21 protein-coding genes and 1 pseudogene are annotated in these 20,932 nt (G+C 63.9%); 13 read left to right on the top strand and 9 right to left on the bottom strand.

Annotated features, from left to right (window positions below; all coding sequences use genetic code 11):
• Positions 1 to 3 precede the first annotated feature (3 nt).
• Both tssB and tssA read right to left on the bottom strand, forming a co-directional pair.
• Positions 4 to 540: a type VI secretion system contractile sheath small subunit gene (tssB, locus tag AC1DPX_RS16755; RefSeq protein WP_202355657.1), complete on the bottom strand. Its 537-nt coding sequence runs from the start codon at positions 538 to 540 to the stop codon at positions 4 to 6.
• Between the two features lie 5 nt (positions 541 to 545).
• A complete protein-coding gene (tssA, locus tag AC1DPX_RS16750) occupies positions 546 to 1,721 on the bottom strand; it encodes a type VI secretion system protein TssA (RefSeq protein WP_477238280.1) in 1,176 nt (391 codons plus the stop codon).
• A gap of 332 nt (positions 1,722 to 2,053) precedes the next feature.
• Between tssA and tssH the strand changes: the two genes are divergently transcribed.
• On the top strand, positions 2,054 to 4,891 hold the full coding sequence (gene tssH, locus AC1DPX_RS16745; RefSeq protein WP_202355655.1) for a type VI secretion system ATPase TssH: 2,838 nt from the start codon (positions 2,054 to 2,056) through the stop codon (positions 4,889 to 4,891).
• Positions 4,892 to 5,055: 164 nt separating this feature from the next.
• Here tssH and AC1DPX_RS16740 read toward each other — a convergent pair whose 3' ends face one another.
• The 3 genes from AC1DPX_RS16740 to AC1DPX_RS16730 all read right to left on the bottom strand — a co-directional run bounded on the left by AC1DPX_RS16740 (position 5,056) and on the right by AC1DPX_RS16730 (position 8,632).
• Positions 5,056 to 5,310 carry a hypothetical protein gene (locus AC1DPX_RS16740; RefSeq protein WP_477238199.1) on the bottom strand — a complete coding sequence of 85 codons (255 nt, stop codon included), beginning with the start codon at positions 5,308 to 5,310 and terminating at the stop codon, positions 5,056 to 5,058.
• Between the two features lie 231 nt (positions 5,311 to 5,541).
• Positions 5,542 to 7,128 carry a GMC family oxidoreductase gene (locus AC1DPX_RS16735; protein ID WP_477238197.1) on the bottom strand — a complete coding sequence of 529 codons (1,587 nt, stop codon included), beginning with the start codon at positions 7,126 to 7,128 and terminating at the stop codon, positions 5,542 to 5,544.
• Position 7,129: 1 nt separating this feature from the next.
• The gene (locus AC1DPX_RS16730) at positions 7,130 to 8,632 is read right to left on the bottom strand and encodes an aldehyde dehydrogenase family protein (protein ID WP_477238196.1); all 1,503 of its coding nucleotides are present in this window, start codon (positions 8,630 to 8,632) and stop codon (positions 7,130 to 7,132) included.
• A gap of 208 nt (positions 8,633 to 8,840) precedes the next feature.
• On the opposite strand from AC1DPX_RS16730, the gene AC1DPX_RS16725 reads away from it, so the two are divergent.
• The 10 genes from AC1DPX_RS16725 to AC1DPX_RS16680 all read left to right on the top strand — a co-directional run bounded on the left by AC1DPX_RS16725 (position 8,841) and on the right by AC1DPX_RS16680 (position 17,347).
• Positions 8,841 to 9,740 (top strand): hypothetical protein, encoded by a 900-nt coding sequence (locus AC1DPX_RS16725; RefSeq protein WP_477238195.1) that lies wholly within the window; start codon positions 8,841 to 8,843, stop codon positions 9,738 to 9,740.
• 41 nt (positions 9,741 to 9,781) lie between these two features.
• Positions 9,782 to 10,363 (top strand): YceI family protein, encoded by a 582-nt coding sequence (locus tag AC1DPX_RS16720; protein WP_477238194.1) that lies wholly within the window; start codon positions 9,782 to 9,784, stop codon positions 10,361 to 10,363.
• Positions 10,364 to 10,612: 249 nt separating this feature from the next.
• A complete protein-coding gene (locus AC1DPX_RS16715; protein WP_477238193.1) occupies positions 10,613 to 11,401 on the top strand; it encodes an SDR family NAD(P)-dependent oxidoreductase in 789 nt (262 codons plus the stop codon).
• A gap of 33 nt (positions 11,402 to 11,434) precedes the next feature.
• The gene (locus AC1DPX_RS16710; protein ID WP_477238191.1) at positions 11,435 to 12,229 is read left to right on the top strand and encodes a MoaF C-terminal domain-containing protein; all 795 of its coding nucleotides are present in this window, start codon (positions 11,435 to 11,437) and stop codon (positions 12,227 to 12,229) included.
• An 18-nt stretch (positions 12,230 to 12,247) separates the two neighbouring features.
• Entirely contained in the window at positions 12,248 to 12,637 is a 390-nt protein-coding gene (locus AC1DPX_RS16705) for a nuclear transport factor 2 family protein (RefSeq protein WP_202355648.1), read from the top strand.
• A 56-nt stretch (positions 12,638 to 12,693) separates the two neighbouring features.
• Entirely contained in the window at positions 12,694 to 13,902 is a 1,209-nt protein-coding gene (locus AC1DPX_RS16700) for an amino acid ABC transporter substrate-binding protein (RefSeq protein WP_202355647.1), read from the top strand.
• A 98-nt stretch (positions 13,903 to 14,000) separates the two neighbouring features.
• Positions 14,001 to 14,738, top strand: a complete 738-nt coding sequence (locus AC1DPX_RS16695) for an ABC transporter ATP-binding protein (protein ID WP_477238190.1) — start codon at positions 14,001 to 14,003, stop codon at positions 14,736 to 14,738.
• Position 14,739: 1 nt separating this feature from the next.
• Positions 14,740 to 15,447, top strand: coding sequence for an ABC transporter ATP-binding protein (locus AC1DPX_RS16690; protein WP_477238188.1), 708 nt, complete (start codon positions 14,740 to 14,742; stop codon positions 15,445 to 15,447).
• A complete protein-coding gene (locus tag AC1DPX_RS16685; RefSeq protein ID WP_477238186.1) occupies positions 15,444 to 16,340 on the top strand; it encodes a branched-chain amino acid ABC transporter permease in 897 nt (298 codons plus the stop codon). Before AC1DPX_RS16690 ends, AC1DPX_RS16685 begins: the two co-directional genes overlap by 4 nt.
• A gap of 53 nt (positions 16,341 to 16,393) precedes the next feature.
• The gene (locus AC1DPX_RS16680; RefSeq protein WP_477238184.1) at positions 16,394 to 17,347 is read left to right on the top strand and encodes a branched-chain amino acid ABC transporter permease; all 954 of its coding nucleotides are present in this window, start codon (positions 16,394 to 16,396) and stop codon (positions 17,345 to 17,347) included.
• A gap of 156 nt (positions 17,348 to 17,503) precedes the next feature.
• Here the strand turns inward: AC1DPX_RS16680 and AC1DPX_RS16675 are convergent, their stop codons facing one another.
• The 3 genes from AC1DPX_RS16675 to AC1DPX_RS16665 all read right to left on the bottom strand — a co-directional run bounded on the left by AC1DPX_RS16675 (position 17,504) and on the right by AC1DPX_RS16665 (position 19,677).
• Entirely contained in the window at positions 17,504 to 18,451 is a 948-nt protein-coding gene (locus AC1DPX_RS16675; protein WP_202355643.1) for a helix-turn-helix domain-containing protein, read from the bottom strand.
• Positions 18,452 to 18,800: 349 nt separating this feature from the next.
• On the bottom strand, positions 18,801 to 19,340 hold the full coding sequence (locus AC1DPX_RS16670) for a DJ-1/PfpI family protein (RefSeq protein ID WP_477238182.1): 540 nt from the start codon (positions 19,338 to 19,340) through the stop codon (positions 18,801 to 18,803).
• Between the two features lie 118 nt (positions 19,341 to 19,458).
• A complete protein-coding gene (locus tag AC1DPX_RS16665) occupies positions 19,459 to 19,677 on the bottom strand; it encodes a hypothetical protein (protein WP_477238180.1) in 219 nt (72 codons plus the stop codon).
• On the opposite strand from AC1DPX_RS16665, the gene AC1DPX_RS16660 reads away from it, so the two are divergent.
• Positions 19,671 to 19,838: a hypothetical protein gene (locus AC1DPX_RS16660; RefSeq protein WP_477238178.1), complete on the top strand. Its 168-nt coding sequence runs from the start codon at positions 19,671 to 19,673 to the stop codon at positions 19,836 to 19,838. The two genes, AC1DPX_RS16665 and AC1DPX_RS16660, sit on opposite strands and share 7 nt — an antisense overlap.
• A 46-nt stretch (positions 19,839 to 19,884) precedes the next feature.
• Here the strand turns inward: AC1DPX_RS16660 and AC1DPX_RS16655 are convergent, their stop codons facing one another.
• Positions 19,885 to 20,301, bottom strand: coding sequence for a hypothetical protein (locus tag AC1DPX_RS16655; RefSeq protein ID WP_477238176.1), 417 nt, complete (start codon positions 20,299 to 20,301; stop codon positions 19,885 to 19,887).
• A gap of 472 nt (positions 20,302 to 20,773) precedes the next feature.
• On the opposite strand from AC1DPX_RS16655, the pseudogene AC1DPX_RS16650 reads away from it, so the two are divergent.
• Positions 20,774 to 20,932: pseudogene (locus AC1DPX_RS16650) on the top strand (protease); the annotation flags it as partial.

Below are 20,932 nucleotides of genomic sequence, written 5' to 3'. Positions count from 1 at the left end.
GACTTACTCCTCGCCTTTGCCGTCGGAAATCGCCTGGGTGGCGATCTTGCTCAGCAGCGGCTCGTTGTTCAGAAGCTGCGCGATGCGCTTTTCGGCGTCGACCCGGCCATCCATGAAGCCCAGCAGTTCCTCGAGTTGACGCCGCATCTTGAGGATCTCGGCCAGTTGTGGCACCTGCTCGGCGATCTTGTCGGGCGCGAAATCACCCATCTTGGAGAAGGTGAGATCGATCGCCAATTCCTCGTCCCGCTCGGCGCCTTCGGCTTGCGGCAAGGTGTTCTTCACACGCGCCTTCACGCGCGGTCCCATCGCTTCCATGAATTTGGGGAAGCGATTGGCGTCGGTTTCGACGAAACTGCGGTCCAGAACCGACTTCGACGCTTCCTTGGTCTGCGAGGCGCCCGAAAGGTCGGCCATGACAGCCATGACGAACGGCAACTCGATCGTCGTGGGGCTGCCGTAGGTTTCGACGTCGTAGGCGATCTGCACGCGCGGGGCGCGGTTTCTTTCGATGACCTTGGCTTTGCTCTCTGCTGGCATGCTCGTTACCTTTCATCCTTCTGGGCCGGCTTCTTGGGATCGGCGACACCGGCAAGCAGCCGGAATTCCTTCAGCCCCGACGGGGCGAGATCTTCCATCAGTTCCACGAAATCCATGTGCACCATCCTGCGCACGCGCCGGGCGAGATGCGGGATAGGGCTGGACGGTTCGGTGCGGTCATAGAAGGCGACCACGAGATCGAGGCATTGGACGACCTCGTCGCGCGAGGTGATCCGGTCAGGCAGGCCGGCACCGGGTTCCACAGAGCTTGCCACACTTGCCATCGTCTCGGCTCCATGTCCGTTTTGGGTGGGCGTCGATGCTGGTTGAGCCGGCTGTGGGGCGGGCTTTGCCGCACCGTTGGCCGTGGCGGCGGCGCTGGAATTTCGCTCCAGCGTCGTCAGCAAGCGCTGCAGGAACTTCTTCAAATCCGGAACCGCCGCGCCGTTGCCGTCGATACGGGCATTGAGCGCGGTATCCACCGCCTCCAGTGCATCAATCGCGGCGCGCGCATCGGCCAAAAGTGTCGTGACAGCGTCCGCGCCCTGATCGATCTGCGCCGCGCATCCCGTGCGCACCCGGTTCAGCAGCTGGTTGTGGGCGGCCGCCAGCGCCGCCTTTTCGGCGGTCCCCAGGCCGGAGGCAGCTTCCTGGAGCATGATGCGCTCGTCGAGCGCTGCCTGCTCCAGGTCCCGCCCGCTGATCGGCCCGATGGCGCGCGGGGAGAAGAAAACGGTCTGCCTGAGGTTCGCCAGCAGGCCTTCCTGGCCGTTCTGGAGGTCAAGCAGCGCATTGATGCGTCGCAGCGCCGCGTCGCGGGGCGTGGCACTCGTGCGCAAGGCCGGATGCATGGTGTCCCAATACTGGTCGAAAGTCCTTGCGATCAGGGTCAGCCCCTGGGAAAGGCCGGCGAGCTTCTCTTCATTGGCCAACGCGCGCGTGACGATGACCAGAAGGCGCAAATCCCGGCCGCGCGACCGCAATTCTTCCGATTTTTCGAGGACGGCCGCCCAGTCGACCGAGCTGGTTGACTGCGAAGCCTTGTTGCCACCGTCGTGCACGACCTTGAGCTGGGCTTCCGTGAGCCGCTCCAGCTCATGAAAAGCCGGGTCGTTGCGTAAATCCTCTCCCGACGGGTTCGCACCGTCCAGAGGCTTCAGCCAGAGTGCGAGATCAATCACACCTACCCCCAGCAAAGGGCCCTGTGACCCAAGTGACGCAACGTTATCATCGGTGCCATGCCACGACAATTGAGCACTTCTTCAAAAACTAACAGAAGCTGAATGCTCCCATAGTCTTTCAACCAAACCCATTGCGCGATTGGCGGGCCGCGTCTGTGAAATGGCTCGCATGGTTCGGACCGCAATCCGGGTTTCTTGCAGGAGTTTGCAGGGCTTGTGTAACCACGAGGTGCCGCCCGAACCGGGCCGGAAGGCCTTGTTCGGCACACGGCTTTGTCAAGCAGCCGCTTCTATGGCAGGGTAGGGGCAGCAGATTTCGGGGGCAGGTTCAAATGGAACAGCGCCGATCGTCGCAGAGTTTCAAGCGCAAGGAACTCGTTGCAAAGCTCAATCCCACGGGGATGCGCGCCTTCAAGGCCGCCGCGGACACGGCCAAGCTGCGCGGCAACCCCTATGTCGAGCTCGTCCATTTCGTCCAGCAACTGGTGCTGTCCGAGCGCTCGGACGTGCAGATGATCGTCGCCGACGCCGGGCTGGATGCCAGCCGGCTGACGGCCGATATGACCCGCGCCATCGACAAGCTGCCCTACGGCGCGACCTCGGTGGAGGAATTCTCCGATCACATCTTTCACGCCATACAGGAAGGCTGGAGCCTGGCCACGCTGGAATTCGGTGTCGAGGAGGTGCGCAGCGCGCACATTCTTCTCGCCTGCCTGAAGACACCTGCGCTGGAAGGGCTGGTTTCGAAAATCAGCACCGAATTCGACAAGATCGACGCGGACGGGGTCATTGCCCGCTTCGCCGACGTCACCGAGGGCTCGCTCGAAGCCGGCTCCCCTCCGGCCGCTGCCGCGGCCGAAACACCGATGAAACGCGGCCCGGGCGGGGATTCGGCACTCGCCAAATATGCCACCGACCTGACCCAGCGTGCCCGCGACGGCAAGATCGATCCGGTCGTCGGCCGCGATCCTGAAATCCGCCAGATTGTCGATATCCTGATGCGGCGCCGGCAAAACAACCCGATCTTGACCGGCGAGGCGGGTGTCGGCAAGACGGCGGTCGTCGAGGGCTTTGCCTTGCGCATCGCCCAGGGCGACGTGCCGCCGACGCTTCAGAATGTCAGCGTACGCATGCTCGATGTCGGGCTGATGCAGGCCGGCGCCAGTGTCAAGGGCGAGTTCGAAAAGCGGCTGAAGGCCGTCATCGACGAGGTCCAGGCCTCGGAGACGCCGATCATCCTCTTCATCGACGAGGCGCACACGCTGATCGGCGCCGGCGGCGCGGCGGGAACCGGCGATGCGGCCAATCTCCTCAAGCCCGCGCTCGCGCGCGGCGAGCTTCGCACCATCGCCGCCACGACCTGGGCCGAGTACAAGCAACATATCGAGAAGGATCCGGCGCTGACCCGTCGGTTCCAGGTGGTCAAGATCGACGAGCCTTCCGAAACGGTGGCCGTGCTGATGTTACGCGGTGTCGCCGGTGTTCTTGAGCAGCACCACAAGGTGCAGATCCTTGACGAGGCGATAGAGGCCGCCGTTTCGCTCTCGCACCGCTACATTCCGGCCAGGCAACTGCCGGACAAGGCGGTCAGCCTCCTCGACACCGCGTGCGCCCGCGTCGCCGTCTCGCAGCACGCCACGCCGGCCGAGGTCGAGGACATTCTGCGCCGGCGCCAGGCGCTCGAGGTCGAGGAAGGCATCATTGGCCGCGAGGCGGCGATCGGCATCGAAGTGGCCGACAGACAGGCTCGCGTGGAGGCCGGGTTGGCGGAAACCGAGACCGCGCTTGCGGCAGCGCAGGCGCGCTGGGATCGGGAAAAGGCGCTGGTCGCCGAGATTCTCGACCTGCGCGCCAAACTCCGTGGCGAGGGCATGCCGCTTGACGCGGTGGAGGACGGGGAAGCTGCTGCGGGCGAGGCTGCCGCCGTGCCTGCTGCCGAGGTGCATGAAGGGAAGGCAGCCGAGGCCAAAACGCCGGAACCCGAGACGGCTGAACCCAAGGGCTCGAAGACCAAGTCCGGGAAAGCAAAGGCGGCAAAGACGGAGGCCGTCGCCGCGCACGAGCCTGTCGCTGCGCCGGATTCCGCCGCCGATCTGGCGCGACTGCGCGAATTGATGGCGGAACTTGCCGAGGCGCAAGGCGAGACCCCGCTGATCCTGCCGTCGGTCGATCGCAATGCCGTGGCCGCCGTTGTCCAGGACTGGACCGGCATCCCGACGGGACGGATGCTGTCCAGCCAGACCGAGAAGGCGCTCAAACTGGCCGCCACCTTGTCCGAGCGTGTCGTCGGTCAGGACCATGCGATGGAGATGATCGCGAGACGTGTGCAGACCAGCCGCGCCGGCCTCGGCGCGCCGGAGAAGCCGGTCGGCGTGTTCCTGCTTTGCGGCCCCTCGGGCGTGGGCAAGACCGAGACGGCCCTGGCGCTTGCCGAAACGCTTTATGGCGGCGAGCAGAACCTGATTTCGATCAACATGTCCGAATTCCAGGAGGCCCACACGGTCTCGACGCTGAAGGGCGCGCCACCCGGTTATGTCGGCTATGGCAAGGGCGGCATCCTGACCGAGGCCGTGCGGCGCAAGCCCTATTCGGTCATCCTGCTCGACGAGGTCGAGAAGGCGCATCCGGACGTGCACGAGATCTTCTTCCAGGTCTTCGACAAGGGCATGATGGATGACAGCGAAGGCCGCCGGATCGACTTCAAGAACACGCTGATCCTGCTCACCTCGAATGTCGGCTCCGAAGTTATCATGGACCGAACGAAGAACGGCGCCCTGCGCACCGGCATGGACGACCTGGACACCGCCTTGCGCGCTCCGCTGCTGAAAGTGTTTCCGGCCGCTTTCCTCGGCCGCGTGGTGACAATCCCTTACTATCCGCTCTCGGACGCGATGATCGAGGCGATCACCAGGCACCAGTTCGGCAAGATCGCGCGGCGCCTCAAGGCAACCAACGATGCCGAGCTGGTGATCGGCGACGGTGTCATGGACATGGTCAAGGCGCGCTGCACCGAGATCGAATCCGGCGGACGCATGATCGACGCCATCCTCACCAACACGCTGTTGCCCGAACTCAGCCGCGGTGTGCTCAATCGCTCGCTGGAGGGCAAGAAGATGACGAAAGTCACCGTCGGTGCCTCGTCGGAAGGATTTACCTACTCTTTCGAATAGAGCTCGTTGGGGCCGTTCGTGTCTTCGCAATGATCAAAGCGCATTCCTGTGACTGGTTAGGCCAATCTTCAGCGTACAGGCACTGGTGAAAGGCACTGCGGGACGATACGGAACGATACGGGAAAATGTCTGATTTTGGCCCACGAAAAACTCAATGAAATCAATTATTTTAAGGCGCTTTCCGGGCCCACCATGACCATTGATTTTGCAACGAATAAATGCCCTGGTTCGAACGATGATGGTAATTTTCGAGACGGCTGGGGCGCGCCGTCTAACGCCATAAAGTGCAAAAAATCGCCGATTGGTCTCGATAGTTGGTGAAACCTCAAAATATTTTTTGCTGCGATTTTCCCTTTAAAATCAAATGCGTAACTTTTTGACGGTTTTGATGTCGGAGTTTGCGTGGCGTTGAAAGACATTTGGCAGTGACTTCAATGAGTTATATGCCGATTGGATAATCGAGTGGGAATAATTCAGGCCTACTCGATCGTCGCCGAGAATACGTCAAAGAGTTTGGCGAATTCGGGGAATGGCTAGCGATCAGCATCGTCGGCAGAAGCGTCGTTGCCCGATACTGGCCCATACGGCGTGTATGCAGCCGCGCAGCAATTTGTTCCAAAACCTGACCCGGCCTAAGTCTCGCCCGCGCATCATTGGCCGAGAATAAAATCGGCGCAGCGGTCGCCGATCATGATCGCCGGCGCGTTGGTGTTGCCGCTGGTCAGCCTCGGCATGATAGAAGCATCCGCGACACGCAGGCGCGGCACGCCACGCACGCGAAGCTGCGGATCAACCACCGCCTGGCCATCTGTTCCCATTCGGCAGGTGCCGCAAGGATGGTAGACCGTCTTGGCGTGGCTGATGATGTGGTCGACGATTGCCGCGTCGCCGAGATCATCGGCATTGCCGGGCGCGAGCTCTTCGGCAACGACCTCACGCAGCGCCGGCTGGCGCAGGATGGTCCGCGCAACCTTCATGCCGGCAAGCAGCAGAGCGAGATCGTCGGCATGCGAGAGGAAGCCGGTGGTGAAGCGGATCGGATCGCTTGCATTGCGCGAGCGCAACTGCACCGAGCCGCGCGATTTCGGCCTCAGCACACAAGGGTTCAGCTCCATGCCGTGACGCTCGATCGAGCCGTGTTCTGCGCTTTCGATCATCACCGGCAGGACGTGGAACTGGATATCGGGCCGGCCGTCGCCATCAGTGTCGAAGAAGCCCCCGCTCTCGACGACGTTGGAGGTGAGCAGGCCGGTGCGGAACATCAGGTACTGCAGGCCGTGGCGCAGCGCCTTTAGGCCACCGTCCTGCCCGAGCAGCGAGATCGGCTGGCGCGTCAACGCATAGACGGGAGCGGCGACGTGGTCCTGCAGGTCGCGACCGACCGCGGGCATGTCGCGGATGACGGGAATGCCAAGCCCGGCCAGGTGTTCGGCCGGCCCCAGGCCTGACAGCATCATCAGCTTGGGCGTCGCCAGTGCACCGGCGGCGAGGATCACTTCTGCCTTTGCCGTCGCCGCGTGGTTGTGCCCGTCCGAGGTGGTGTAGGCCAGGCCGCTTGCCGCGCCGTTTTCCAAGGTGACGCCGGTGACCAGTGCATCGGTGACCACGGTGAGGTTGGCGTTGCCGGCCAGCGGCCGCAGGAACACCTTTGCCGCCGACTGCCGTTCGCCATTGGCGGTCGTCGTCTGGTAGAAGCCGACGCCTTCCTGCGCGACGCCGTTGAAGTCGTCATTGTAACGGTAGCCTGCCTGCTGCGCGGCTTGCACAAAGGCCAATGACAGTGGATGGCGGTGGCGCGGGTCGGAGACCGACAATGGTCCCTTGGTGCCGTGGCGCTCGCCGGCAAGGCGCTCATTGCGCTCCAGCCGCCGGAACACCGGCAGCACCTCGTCCCAGCCCCAGCCGTCGCAGCCAAGGTCGCGCCAGCCATCATAATCCTGCGGCTGGCCTCTGATGTAGAGCATGGCGTTGATCGACGAGCCGCCGCCCAGCGTGCGTCCTTGCGGGATCGGCAACCGGCGTCCACCGACGCTGGGTTCAGGCTCGGATTCGTAGATCCAACTGCGCGCCGTGCCGATCACCTTGGCGAAGGTGGCGGGCATGTCGATGAGGCGTGTGTTGTCGGCCGGGCCGGCCTCGACCACCAGCACTCGCTTGCCCGCATTGACCAGCCGGTTGGCCAGCGTGCAGCCGGCCGAACCGGCGCCGGCGATGATATAGTCGTACGCATCACTCATGTCAGGCGTAGCGCATGATGACGGTCTTGGTCTCGAGATAGCCGTCGATCGCGGCGCGGCCATGCTCGCGGCCGATGCCGGACTGCTTGAAGCCGCCGAAGGGTGCCGCAGGGTCGAGCGTGTTGTGCGAATTGACCCACACCGTGCCGGCCTTGAGGCCGTGGATGGCGGTCATTGCCTTGCCCATGTCGCGGGTCCAGATCGAGGCCGACAGGCCGTAGCGCGTGTCGTTGGCGATGCGGATCGCCTCGTCGAGATCGGCGACCGGCATCGCCGCTACCACCGGCCCGAACACCTCCTCGCGCACGATCTCCATGTCGGGCCGGACATTGTGCAGGATGGTCGGCGCCACATAGTGACCCCTGGCCGGCACCGCCCGCGCGCCACTGACCCGCTCGCCGCCCGCCGCCAGGCCACGCTCGATAAAGCCCTCGACGCTTTTTCGATGCTTGGCCGAGACAAGCGGGTTGATCTGGGCTCCAGCGTCGCGGCCGGCGCCCAGCGTCATGCCGTCGGCGATCTCGGCCAGCCGCGACAGCGTGCGATCGTAGATCGACTTCTCGATCAGGAGCCGCGAGGCCGAGGTGCAGACCTGGCCCTGGTTGAAGAACATGCCGAGCCCGGCGATGAGCGGCTCGATGCCTTCTTCCATATCGGCAAGCAGGATCATCGGCGATTTCGAGCCGAGCTCCAGCGTGAAGCGGGCGACGCGGTCGACCGCGGCGTGGCCGACGCGTTTGCCCACCTCAGTCGAGCCGGTGAAGGTCAGCTTGTCGATGCCGGGATGGGGGATCAGCGCTTCGCCGGTGATCGCGCCGCTGCCAGTGACGATGTTGACGACGCCGGGTGGGAAGCCGACCACTTCGATCAGTTCGGCGAGCCTCAGCAGGCCGAGCGGGGTTTCCTGCGGCGGCTTCAGCACCACGGTGCAGCCGCAGGCCAGCGCCGGCGCGATCTTCCACATGCCGATCAGCAGCGGGAAATTCCACGGCACGATGGCGCCGACGACGCCGACCGGTTCCATCACCGTCATCGCCTGGTGCCTGGCGCCGGGCGGCACGGGAATGGAGACCTGGAAGGTCGAGCCCTCGATCTTGGTCGCCCAGCCGGCATAGTAGCGCAGCCAGTCGACGGTGCCGCCGGCGCTCAGCATGCGGGCGACGCCGAGCGATTTGCCGTTCTCGATGCTTTCGATTTCAGCGAGAAGATCGGCGTCGGCCTCGACTGCATCGGCGAGGTTCAGCATCAGCTTCTGGCGGTCGACCGGCCGCATCGAGGCCCAGGGCCCTTCAAGCGCGGCACGTGCCGCGCGCACCGCCTGGTCAACAAGCTCGGGGCCGCTTTCGGGGACGCGGGCTATGATCTCGCCGGAGGCGGAGTCATCGACAGCGAGGCCTTCGCCGGAAAGCCCGTCGACGAAACGGCCATCGATGAAGGGCCGATGCGAACGCGCCAGGAAAGCGGCAGCGGCGGCGCTGATCGGCGGCACAATTCTCTCGTTCACGCCATCCTCCTCGATTGCTGATGAACAGTTGTGCCGAGGGTTATGGAGCCTATCGACCAGCTTCAAGCCGAAGCGGCACGAGTGCGCTCTCAGTCAAAACAAAGTTCCCGCTCGGACAAGACGCTTCGCGATCGGTTGGCCAAGATCAAGGTCACATCACGCCGCGCGTTTTGCGCGAGCCTGCCAGGTGTCAAAGAGGTGTCGGCCATTGAGCGCATTGCTGGGCAATCCGATGGTCACCACGGCGGCACTGCCCTTTGTGCTCGGCGCGGTGATGGCGCTGCTGGCGCGGTTTGCCCTGCCGCCGTCCTCGCCCGTGCTTTCGCTGGTGGCGGCCGCCCTGCTGCTGTTCTTCTACTGGGACACGCTTGGCCCGCCGGTGGTGCCGCCGGTCGCCGCCAGCCAGAAGCTGATCTATCTCGCCTTTGCCGGGATTGTCGCGGGCTTGTTGCCCGAGCGCCTGCTCGGCGCTGCCGTCGCGGGCAATCTTGTCGCCGCCGCCCTTGCGGCCGCGCTGCTGTGGCTCGGCTGGCGCCGTATCGCCGGCGGTGCACTCGACCTGCAGATGATGGCGGCCCTTATCGCCAGCCTGCTGGCAATCGCCGGCGCAGCGCTGCTGTTGTCGTTGCGCACTTCGTCGTCGCCTCCGGCCGAGGAGCCGTTCCTGATGCCGGCGGCGATGCTCGCCATGTGCGCGGCCGGCGCCATCATCTCTGTGCTCGGCGCCTCGATTGTCACCGGGCAATTGCTGGGATCGCTCGCCGCGCTCGGCGGCGGCTGGTGTCTCGTCCAGTATATCGCCGTGATGCGTGGCGGGTCGGCCATTGCCTGGAGCAAKGGCACCGAGGTGATCCTCGTCTTTGCCGCCACCACGGTGCTGATCCAGGTGGCGTTGCTGGCGCCGAAGGCGAACCCGGTCGCGCTCATGCTTTCGCCCTTGCCGCTCGCCGTGGCTGTGCTCGTGCCCGGCCCGCTGCGGGGCTTTGTTCCCGACGCCCGGCCGTTGCGGCCGCTGGTTGCCGGTCTGCTGATCGCCATCCCGGCGATACTGGCGATCCTGACGGCGCTCCTGTTTGCGCCGCATGGAGCCGCGCTTGGCTTTTCCTGAGCCAGGGAATGACAACCAAGAATGGGGAGACTGATGTGACAATGAGAAAACTGACGGCCGCACTTGCCTTAGCCTCGATGTGCGCCTTCGCATCGGCTGCTTATGCCGAGAATTACGAGATCGACGGCCAGCACGCCTGGGTCACCTTCACCATCAAGCATGGCATCTATGGCACCGCGCATGGCCAGTTCGACGCGGTGAAGGGAGCCATCGTGATGGACAAGGCCGATCCGTCGAAGAGCAGCGTCAAGGCCGAGCTCGATGTCAGCTCGGTGCACACCGCCTATGACCAGCGCGACAGCGATCTGAAAGGCCCTGACTTCTTCAACGCCGCCGAATTCCCGGCGATCTCGTTTGAAAGCACCAAGGTCGAGAAGGTCAGCGACAAGACCGGCAAGGTCACCGGCAACCTCATCATCAGCGGTGTGTCCAAGGAGATCACGCTCGACGTGACGCTGGTCAACGAAGCGCCGGCGCCCTGGGATGCGACGCTGACCAAGGCGGCGTTCACCGCCACCGGCAAGGTCAGCACCGCCGACTTCCCGATGGCCAAGGCCGCCGCCGGCTTCGGCCTCGGCCCGGATGTCGACATCGTCATCGATCTCGAGGCAGTCAAGAAATAGGCCGACCTCTTTGCCTTGACGCAATTCCGGACGGAAAACCGCTTCACACTTTTCCTGGAATTGCTCTTGCGGGGGTGTGGCGGGCGCCGCGCGATCGAAAGGTCGCGCGGCACTCCGCCAGGAAGGCGCGAAGTGCGCGCTCAGTCAAAACAAAGTTCCCGCTCGGACAAGACGAGAAATCGGGGATGCCGCACTATCCCCAGCGAAGATCGGCGCTCAGCCGGCGCGCTCAGCAATCGGGATGGAACCATGCGATTTTCGGGAAAGACGGCCTTCATCACCGGCGGCGGCACCGGCATCGGTGCGGCGGTCGCCAGGCGCATGGCGGCGGACGGCGCCAGAGTGGTGCTGATGGGCCGGCGGCGCGAGCCGCTGGAAGTCGTGACCAAAGACATTGGCGGGCTGGTGGTGCAGGGCGATGCAGCCGATCCGCAAGCGGTGCGCGCCGCACTCGCCGAAGTCCACGACAAGATCGGACCGGTCGATATCCTTGTCGCCAATGCCGGCGGCCATGGCGTCGGCCCGACCATTTCGATGAGCGACGAGACCTGGAGCCTGGCGACGCGGACCAATCTCGACACCGCCTTCGTCTGCGCCCGCGAATGCCTGCCGGATCTCATTGCGCAAAAGGGCAATATCGTCGTTGTCGCCTCGATCGCCGGCCTGTTCGCTGGGCCGGACGCGGCCGGTTATGTCACCATGAAACATGCTTGCATCGGCTTCGGCAAATCGCTGGCGCGCGACTATGGCCGCAAGGGCGTGCGCACCAACATCATCTGCCCGGGCTGGGTGTCGACCGACATGGCCGACGAGCAGATGGAGGTGATCGTCGAGAAGCACGGGCTTGGCTCGATCGAGGAGGCCTACCGGCTGGTCACCAAGGACGTACCGCTTGGCCGGCCGGCGGCACCGGAAGAAGTGTCCAACGTCATCTGCTTCGTCGCCTCGAGCGAGGCGGCGATGATGAACGGATCGATCCTGACGGTCGATGGCGGCGCCACCGTTGTCGACCTGCCGACGTTGGCTTTCGTGGATTGATTGGGGCCTTTGTCGATTGATGTGGAGAGTGCGATGACCGACCAGAACAGACCGGCGGATTGGAAGCATTTTGACGATTTCGCCACCGGCATCGCCACCAACCGGCTGGCGACAACGGATGCGCTGCGCGGCCAGACCTTCAAGGTCACGCTCGACACCGGCCGCACCATCGACCTCGCCTTCACATCGCTCGACACGGTGGCGTGGAGCGAAGGCAGCGAGGCGGGCGCCGACTGGTACGAGGCGCTGGAAGTCGCCTCCAACGTGTTCTTCATCAACATGATCTTCTCGGCCCGGCCAACGGAAGACGAGGCCTTTATCGTCAACACCAGCACGCGTCGCGTGCTGTCGGTGCGCGAGCGGGTGCGTGAAGCCGGCGAGGCGCCCGGCGAGCCGCGCGTGGCGCAGACCTGGTCGGCCGGCGTGCTTGGCGATCCCAGCGTGGCGCCTGGCGGCATCGCGCCGGCACCGACCCGCGACCTGATCGGGCTTACCGCGCACTACACATACAGCCCCAATCACGTCTACGAGCACATCTATCTCTCTTCCGAGCGCTATGCCTGGCAGAACCTCGTCGGCATCCAGCGCGGCCATGGCGATGTCGACCTGGCGACGACCTGGAAGTTCGCCGAGAACCAATATGTGTTCGGCTTCCGCGAGTTCATCATCCCGGTCGCTTCGCTGTTCTTCTACAATTGGGACGTCATGCGCTCGACGGGGAAATTCCTCGGCGTGACCAGCCAGGGCAAGATCGAGAACAAGCCGGCCGGCGCCCGTATCGAGAAGAAATCCAGAACCGCCTACGACAAGGACAAGGCGCCGGTCTGACCGAGTGGGGGGAATGCCATGAATAAGAATTACGAAGCGATCAAGGCGCACTATGCCGGCTCCGACGCCAAGGATTTGGCGGCGATGATGGCGCCGGTCACCAGCCGCACCGCCTGGACCGAGATGGCCGGCTTTCCCTATGCCGGCACCTATGTCGGCCCCGACGCCATCATCGAAGGCGTCTTCAAGCGCATCGGCGAGGAGTGGGACGGCTACGCCCTGAAGCTCGAAAAGCTCGTCGATGGCGGCACCACCATCGTCGGCATCGGTACCTATTCGGGTGTCCACAAAAAGACCGGCAAGCCGATGTCGGCGCGCGTCGTCCATGTCTGGGAGATGGAGGACGGCAAGGCGCTCAGTTTCGAGCAGTTCACCGACACCAGCCTGGTCGCGGCAGCGACGGTCTGAGGGCATGCGGCCGGGCACGACCGTGTCCGCCCGATCGAAAAACCTGGGAGGATGAAATGGGAAACAGTCTGAAGGCTATGCTGGCGGGCCTGGCCCTGACAAGCGCGATTGCGCTTGGCGACACCAGCCTGGCGAATGCCGGCGACACCGAGATCGTCATCGGCGCGCCGATCTCCTTGACCGGGCCGCTGGCCGGTGACGGCAAGGAACAGAAATGGGCCTATGAGCAAGCGGTGGCCGACATCAACAAGGCCGGCGGCATCATGGTGAAGTCGGCCGGCAAGAAGCTGCCGGTGCGCCTCGTCGTCGCCGACGACGAAAGCTCGGAAGGCAAGGTGGCGTCGGCGCTGGAAAACCTGATCAAGGTGCAGAAGGTCGATGCGCTGCTGTCGACCCATTCGGGGCCGATGAACATTGCCGGCGCCATCGTCGCCGAGAAGTATAAAAAATTCTACATGATCACGACGGCCTTTCCGTTCGAATGGCAGCCGCTGAAGCTGAAATACTCCGCCTTGTTCTTCTTCCATCCGGGGCCGGGCGCCGAAGTACCGTTCGAGATCTGGGACAAGCTGCCGGCCAATGAGAAGCCGAAGAACCCGGCGCTGGTCTCCGAGGATTCGCCCGACGGCAAGGGCTTTGGCGGCGCCTTCGAGGCGGCGGCCAAGAAATACGGCTACACCTTTGCCGTCGACGATCCCTGGGCGATCGGCGCCACCGACTATTCGGCGCTGATCACCAAGCTCAAGGCCGCCAATGTCGATGCCATGCTGGTGTTCGGCTCGCCGGCCGATACGGTGACGCTGCTACGCCAGATGAAGGAGCTCGGCTTCTCCGTGCCTTACCTGCATGGCTGGAAAGGCACCTGGACGGGCGAGTTCCACGAAGCACTCGGGGCGGATTCCGACTACATCCTGACCGACGGCTTCTGGTCGTCGAGCTATCCCTACCACGGCGCCAAGGAGCTCGGCGACCGCTATGAGGCCGAGTTCAAGAAGGACTCCGTCACCGTCGGCGCCTTCTACGCCAATGCGCAGGTGCTGGCGCAGGCGATCGAGAAGGCGGGCTCGACCGATGCCGGCGCGATCCACGACGCGATCTTCGGCCAGGAGTTCAAGGACACGGTGGTCGGCGATCTCAAATTCGACCAGACCGGCTTTGCGCTCATCCCCAGCGTCGCCACGCAATGGTGGCAAGGCAAGCACCAGCTGATCTTCCCGGACGGCAACTGGACCTACAAGCCGGCGCCGGCCTGGGACAAGCGCTGAGCGGCTGAAAAAGCGGGCGGGAGAGGCGGGCGCCTGATTGCGAAGCCAGGCGCCCGCCTCGATGTCCAGCACCGACGATTTGGAGAACTGGAAACACGATGCAACCTGACGAAACCCTGCTTCGCCTCGAGGCGGTCCAGAAGCGGTTCGGCGGGCTTGTCGTGCTCAACAACATCGACATCGCCGTCGGCGCTAACGAACTGATCGGGCTGATCGGTCCCAATGGCGCCGGCAAGTCGACGCTGTTCAACCTGATCACCGCGCTCTATACGCCGACGCAAGGGCGCATCCGCTTCCGTGGCCGGGACATCACCGGCACGGCACCGCATCGCATCTGCCGGCTGGGCATAGCGCGCACCTTCCAGCTGGTGCGCACGTTCCTCACCATGACGGCGTTCGAGAACATCATGGTCGGCGCCGTCTATGGCGCCGGCGGGCGCGTCAAGCATGCAACGGCGGCGGCAGAGGAAGCGCTGGAGCTTGTCGGGCTGACCGCAAAACGCGATGTCCGCACCGCGCATATGACGCTCTCCGACCGCCGCCTGCTGGAGATCGCGCGGGCGGTCGCCTCCAGCCCGGCGCTGCTTTTGCTCGACGAGCCGATGGCCGGGCTGAACCCGACCGAGATCCAGCGCATGGTCGATGTCATCCGCCGCGTGCGCAGCGAGCGGGGCGTCTCGATCCTGTGGGTGGAGCACAAGGTCGACGCCATCATGAAAGTGTGCAGCCGGGTGATCGTGCTCGACCATGGCGAGAAGATCGCCGACGGCACGCCCCGCGAAATCGTCGCCAACCGCAAAGTGATCGAGGCCTATCTTGGCGAACCGGCTGCTTGACGTGAAAAACCTCGAAGTCGCCTATGGCGATGTCGGTGCGCTGTGGGGCGTATCGATCCATGTCGACCCCGGCACGATCGTCGCCATCGTCGGCGCCAATGGCGCGGGCAAGACGACGCTGTTGAAGACCGTCTCCGGCCTGCTCAAGCCGAAGCGCGGCGAGGTCTTTCTCGCGGGCGTGCCGCTGGCCGGCAAGGCGCCGGAGGAGATCGCCAGCATGGGCATCGCCCATGTGCCGGAAGGGCGCGGCCTGTTTAGGCAGATGACGGTGCTGGAAAACCTCGAGCTCGGCGCCTTCCAGCCCAAGGTGCGCAAGCATTTCAAACAATCGCTGGAGAAAGCCTACATGCTGTTTCCGCGGCTGAAGGAGCGGGCAGGGCAGAAGGCCGGCTCGCTCTCCGGCGGCGAACAGCAGATGCTGGCCATCGCGCGCGCCACCATGTCGGATCCCTCGCTGCTCATCCTCGACGAGCCGTCGCTGGGCCTGAGCCCGATCGTGGTGCAGCAGATGTTCGCGCTGATCGAGACCTTGCACAAACAGGGCGTCACCATCCTCCTGGTCGAACAGAACATCCACCAGGCGCTGAAGGTCGCCGACTATGGCTTCGTGCTGAAGACCGGCGAGCTCGCCATGCAAGGCACGGGCGCCGAACTCATCGCCGACCCGGAAATCCAGAAGGCCTATATGGGCGTGTTGGAGGCGCAATGATGGTCAACCTGCCACCTCCCGAAATCCTGCTGCAGCTGTCGCTTAACGGCGCGCTGGGCGGCGCCATGTATGGTGTCGCTGCCGTGGGCTTGAGCCTCATCTTCGGCACCATGCGGCTGATCTTCCTGGCGCAGGGCGCCATGATCATCCTCGCCGCCTATTTCGTGCGGGCGCTGTTCTACGGGCTCGGCATCGACCCGTTCCTGTCGCTGCTGATCGTCGTGCCGGTCGGGCTCGGTGTCGGCTGGCTGGTCTATCAGGGCCTGTTCCGCCGCGCGGCGGCCGAAGAGGACCGCAACATCTCGCTCTTGATCGCCGTCGGCCTGATGTTCCTGATCCAGAACCTGATGACGGTGGTGTGGGGCGGCAACACGGCGGCTGTGGTCACCTCGTACACGGCGAGCGGCATCGAGATCCTGGGCGTGCGCACCTCGTTCACGCGCTCGATGGGCTTTCTGATCGCGCTCGCCGGCACAGGGCTGGTGGTGCTGTTCCTGCGCAAGACGATTGTCGGCAAGGCGGTGCGCGCCGCGTCCGAGGACATGGAAGCCGCGACGCTGATGGGCATCAGCCCGCACCGCGTCAACGCCATTGCCTTCGCCATCGGCATTGCGCTCGCAGGCGCTGCCGGTGTGGCGGTCGCAACCACATTCCCGTTCAACCCGTTTGCCGGCTTCATCTTCAGCCTCAAGGCGCTGGTGGCGCTGGCGCTGGGTGGCATCGGCAATGTCGCGGGCGCGCTCGCCGGCGGCATCATCCTCGGCCTGATCGAGGCCTATGTGCAGTATTTCATCTCCGGCGGCTGGACCAACGCCATCGCCTACGGCGTGTTCCTGGCGGTGCTGATGTTCAAGCCGGAAGGCCTGTTCAGCCGGCCCTACAAGAAGGCTTGAGCGCCATGTTGAAGCAAGCCTTTTTGGAACGGGCCTGGCCAAGACAAGCCTGGATGTGGATTGCGGCTGCCGCCATCGCGGCGCTCGCCCTGTTGCCGCTGCTGCCCGGCGCGATCGACTCTTACGCCTTCTCATTCCTGTTCTTCGTTTTCATCTACGCCATCATGGCGCAGGGCTGGAACCTGGTCGCCGGCTTCGGTGGCCAGATCAGCCTGGGCAACCATGCCTTCTTCGGGCTCGGCGCCTACACCACCGCGATCCTTTGGAGCGGCAATTATCTCTGGGGCTCGCTCTATGACGCGTACCCGCGCATTTATTATTTCGACCCCGTGACGATGATGCTGGGCGGGCTGGTCGCGGCGGTGGCCGCCATCATCATCGGCCTGCCGCTTCTGTCCAAACTGCGCGGCGACTATTTTGCCTTGGGCACCCTCGGCTTCGGCGAGATCGTCAAGGTGATGTTCATCAATGGAGGCGACTTCACCGGCGGCGCCTTCGGCGTCGTCGCGCCCGCCGGCACGTTCGACACGCTGTTGCCGCACTATCTGGTCGGGCTCGGCCTGATGGTGGGCACGGCACTCGCCATCCACTTGCTGATGCGCTCGCGCTACGGCCTGGCGCTGATCGCCGTGCGCGACGACGAGATGGCGGCGTCGGCCAACGGCATCGATGTGCTCAGGGTCAAGGTCGCCGCCTTCGCCGGCAGCGCCTTCATCGCCGGCATCGCCGGCAGCCTCTACACCTATTACATCTTCCATGTCGGCCCGGACTCCGTCTTCGACCTCGACTGGATGCTCTTGCCGCTGATGATGACCGTGGTCGGCGGCACCGGCACGCTGCTCGGCCCCATCCTCGGCGCTTTCGTGATGTACGCGGTGTTCGACCTCGCGCGCATCGTCGTGCCCGACTACCATCCGGTCATCTCGGGCCTGACCATTATCCTGGCGATGCTGTTCCTGCCGAAGGGGTTGATGCGGAGCTTTGCGGGCAGCGCGCGGGCGGCCTGAGGGTAGAGCACTATGCGACGCGCATTGTCGGGCCTAAAAGCTGCCAGTCTGGACTGAAAGAACTCAAAAACCGACTGATGGTGCGTGATGGGTCATGCCTCGTATTGGCGCAAACAGGGTGAGGTCTCCGCAAACCTTGCGGCTCGCCGCCCATCCCTAATGCACAACCATGCCCACCCTCTCCCTCAACTCTCGGGGCGCCACGTCATACTTGCTCTTGAATGCACGCGAGAAATGCGCGCTGGAATTGAACCCGCACGCAAACGCGATTTCTGAGATCGATGCTGATGCGCGGGCGGGAGAGAGCAACTCCTCCTTGCTGCGCTCGAGCCGCCTATCCCAGACGAAGCGCTCCAGTGTGGCGCCTTCGCCTTCGAAGGCGCGGTGCAGGTAGCGCCGCGAGCAGCCCATGTGGCGGGCTATGTCCTCGGCCGACAGGTTCGAGCGCGCCAGGTTTGCGTCGATAAAGGCGACGATGCGTTCGCGAAGCGCTTCCAGCGGCGAGCGGCGGAATTCCGGCGCCATCGGCTTTGCCTGAATCAGTCCATTGACGAGCTGGATCAGGCTTTCCCCGACACGGCGACAGCCCGCCTCATCGAGCTTATGCGCGGTGCCGATCGCCATCTGCATCAGACCGGAAACGATATGGGTGAGGCTGTCGTCGTCCCCGGGCAATGGCACCGGCGCTGAGAGCCGCGCCAGCGTCTCGTCGCCAAAGGTGGAGCGCGGCACCTGCAGGATAAGCTGGTCGACATCCGACAGGTTCTGTAGCGAGTAGCTGCGCATCGGGTCATAGATGATCGCCGCGCGGGGGCCGAGATCGACCGCCACCTGCCGCTGCTCGAAGCGGCTGCGACCGCTGAGCTGCATCAGGATCTTGATTGCGTCCGGATCGAAGCTGCGCCAGATGGTGCGATCGCTGATGACCAGATGCGACCTGGCCTTGATCTCGGATAGCCGGCAGGAGCCGAGATGCACCGAAACCAGCTTCGGCAGCGACGGCGCCTCACCGCGCGAGAAACGCTGGGTGATCGGGCCGAACAGCATCCGCGATGCGGACAGAAAAGCCTCGCCGTCAGCGACGCTCACGTGATGGGCTGTCATAGTCTCCTCCATTCTCGCTTCGCTCCCATCTTGTCGTGGGATTGAGGCGCACTGGCGCGCCCATGCAATTGCGAAAGAAGTTAACATGCTAATCATCGCGGCCGCAACGACGTTGACTCATCGGCCCAAACGAACAGATTTGTCCGCGTTGCTGCCTCCCCCTTATCAGGTACCTCAATGTCGGCCACCAGGCAGAGGTCTCCCGCCAACCTCCATTCGCCTCAGGAGAAAGGCGCGCCGATTTCCTTCCGGTCGAACTCGCGGTCGAGCTTCGAACAGGGCGCACGATCTTGGAACCGTTCGTTCGTCAGTCTGCTCGTCTGGCAGGATTCCAACGGCGAATGCCTGATCACCAGTGGACCATGCATGTCGGTGTCCTGGACGGAACTTTGCAGGCAACCGGAGGCACTGGAAAATACTGGGTCGTTGTCTGGACATCGGCAGCAGTCTTGTCGTCGAAAAGTCGGGCGATGAGGTGCAGCGCTTCGTCAAGGCCCGACGGTATGCCGCCTCCCGTCAGCCGGTTGCCTGACTCGACAAAACGCGGGTGACCCCTCGACACCTTGATTGCCGGAAAGCGGCTCAGGCAATCGACGAATGCCCAATGCGTCGTCGCCCTGTGACCGTCGAGCAGTCCGGCCCGGGCCAGCAACAGCGCACCCTCGCAGACCGAACAGACCCATTTGGCATGTTCCGCGACCTTGCGCAGGTAGGCGAGATAGGGCGATGCCGGGTCGCTCATGATCCTTGCGAGCGCATCGGGATCACCACCTGGCACCCACAATATGTCCAGCGCCGCGCCGGCAAGCATCGCGGCCGAACTGTCCGGCTGCTTGTAGAGCGGCGCGCGCTCCGGCTGCGATACGTAAAATGCCTTGCGCGGAGACAAGCTGCGCCCACGAGGTTGTCGCGGTGGCGTCGAGAAAGGCGGGATTGGTTGGCGAATCTTGCGCAGGCTGGATGCGATACGCCGGCTGGGCCGGCACGAACTCGAGTTTGTCCGGTGTCTAGCCGACATTGACGGTGATGAACTCGGTGCCGGTGACGCCGCACAGCATCTGCACGGTTTCTGATGTCGTGGCCTTGTTGATGCTGGTGTCGGGCGCCAGGCCGAACTGTCCCGCCGGCGTCAGATAGTAATAGAGCTGTTCGCTCGGCGACTGCTGCGGCCGGCCGGAAGATGAGACGGCTCGCCGTGACGATATCGCCGGTGTTGACGGTGGCAAGGGCGAACGGCTTTCCATTGGTGGTGACAAAAGTCGAGCCGACCAGCGGATCGGTGAACTGGAAGAAGCTGCGCGCCGCATCGAGCGGGCCGAGCACGTCGAGCGTCACGTTGAAGCCGAATGGCGTCGTCGAACCGCCGGCGCCGCGAAAAACCGGATAGCTCAAGGCATTGACCAGCCCGCCATCGACCGGCGGGCTGAAATACATCATGCCGGCTTCGAACTGGACGAGATCGGCGGTGGCCAGTTCAAACGCCGTGCTGGCGGTGCCGGCGAACGGCCCGGAAAGCGCCAGGCTCGTGAATGGCGCTTTCGACTGGAACGTGACGGTGGCGCCGGCGGGCTGTTGGCGATCTGCAGACTGTTGGACGCGTCCTCGAACAGCACCGTCGTCGACAGTTCGAACAAATCCGGCTGGACCTGGAACGTCACGCTTTGCCGGAATGTCAGCGAGAAGGATTCCGCAACGGTTGGTGACGACGTACCTTGTCCGGTGATCGAGACCAGGACCGGCGCGATGCTCAGCGGCTCGGGGAACCAGCCGATCTGCGTGCCGGCATTGGCAGCGAAGGCCTTGCGGACGCCGACCTCGAAAGCGGCCCAGTCGCGTGTTGCCGACGGCACGAAGAAGGCGATGTAGCCAAGCTGGCCAGGATCGATCCAGCCCTGGGCGGTCAGATCGAAGGTCGGGTCGGTGCGCGACTGATCCTGGGAACAGGAAGACGACGCGGGCGTTGGCAGGGATCTCAGCCAGATAAAGGCCGCTCGTATCGCGTTTGAAAGCGATCATCCCCCCACCCTCCGTTTTGGCCATGGCACAGCCACCCATGTCCTGAAGCCATCCATTTGCCTGCTCGGCTAACCTATTTGTCTGTGAATTGATTCTATTGTGGCAAAGACAAAAACCGAAAAGTAGAGATAATAAAATCAATGGCTTAGTACAGCCGTCTGGATGATCTGACTCCGATCGTCGTCCTGCAACATTCCCCGAACGCGGCCGGCCGCCGTTTTTCGCGCATGTGGAGGCCGATCATTTCGCCGGGCTTTGCCGCCAGCCGGGATCGTTCCCCTCAGTTCAGGTGTCATGGTCTTAGACCAAAAGCCGATCTTCACGATCCGCCATGGCGTCCAGACCCTGATCGCGGTCGACGGTGTCGTGCGCGGCAAGAGGGTCGGGGCCTTGGGAGCATGCGAGCCGGAAGTGACACCGGCCGGAGGCACCTATATCGACCTGTCGCCGACGGAAGCCTATGTC

The organism is Mesorhizobium sp. 01N446 (assembly GCF_056399285.1).
The sequence above is the reverse complement of the archived record's forward strand: the minus strand, read 5'-3'. Positions and strand labels throughout refer to the sequence as shown.

Excerpts from the sequence above, each read along its gene's own strand:
- tssB (WP_202355657.1), bottom strand. The coding sequence starts at position 540 with ATGCCAGCAGAGAGCAAAGCCAAGGTCATCGAAAGAAACCGCGCCCCG.
- tssH (WP_202355655.1), top strand. The coding sequence starts at position 2,054 with ATGGAACAGCGCCGATCGTCGCAGAGTTTCAAGCGCAAGGAACTCGTT.
- AC1DPX_RS16740 (WP_477238199.1), bottom strand. The coding sequence starts at position 5,310 with ATGTCTTTCAACGCCACGCAAACTCCGACATCAAAACCGTCAAAAAGT.
- AC1DPX_RS16735 (WP_477238197.1), bottom strand. The coding sequence starts at position 7,128 with ATGAGTGATGCGTACGACTATATCATCGCCGGCGCCGGTTCGGCCGGC.
- AC1DPX_RS16720 (WP_477238194.1), top strand. The coding sequence starts at position 9,782 with ATGAGAAAACTGACGGCCGCACTTGCCTTAGCCTCGATGTGCGCCTTC.
- AC1DPX_RS16715 (WP_477238193.1), top strand. The coding sequence starts at position 10,613 with ATGCGATTTTCGGGAAAGACGGCCTTCATCACCGGCGGCGGCACCGGC.
- AC1DPX_RS16710 (WP_477238191.1), top strand. The coding sequence starts at position 11,435 with ATGACCGACCAGAACAGACCGGCGGATTGGAAGCATTTTGACGATTTC.
- AC1DPX_RS16705 (WP_202355648.1), top strand. The coding sequence starts at position 12,248 with ATGAATAAGAATTACGAAGCGATCAAGGCGCACTATGCCGGCTCCGAC.
- AC1DPX_RS16700 (WP_202355647.1), top strand. The coding sequence starts at position 12,694 with ATGGGAAACAGTCTGAAGGCTATGCTGGCGGGCCTGGCCCTGACAAGC.
- AC1DPX_RS16695 (WP_477238190.1), top strand. The coding sequence starts at position 14,001 with ATGCAACCTGACGAAACCCTGCTTCGCCTCGAGGCGGTCCAGAAGCGG.
- AC1DPX_RS16685 (WP_477238186.1), top strand. The coding sequence starts at position 15,444 with ATGATGGTCAACCTGCCACCTCCCGAAATCCTGCTGCAGCTGTCGCTT.
- AC1DPX_RS16680 (WP_477238184.1), top strand. The coding sequence starts at position 16,394 with ATGTGGATTGCGGCTGCCGCCATCGCGGCGCTCGCCCTGTTGCCGCTG.
- AC1DPX_RS16675 (WP_202355643.1), bottom strand. The coding sequence starts at position 18,451 with ATGACAGCCCATCACGTGAGCGTCGCTGACGGCGAGGCTTTTCTGTCC.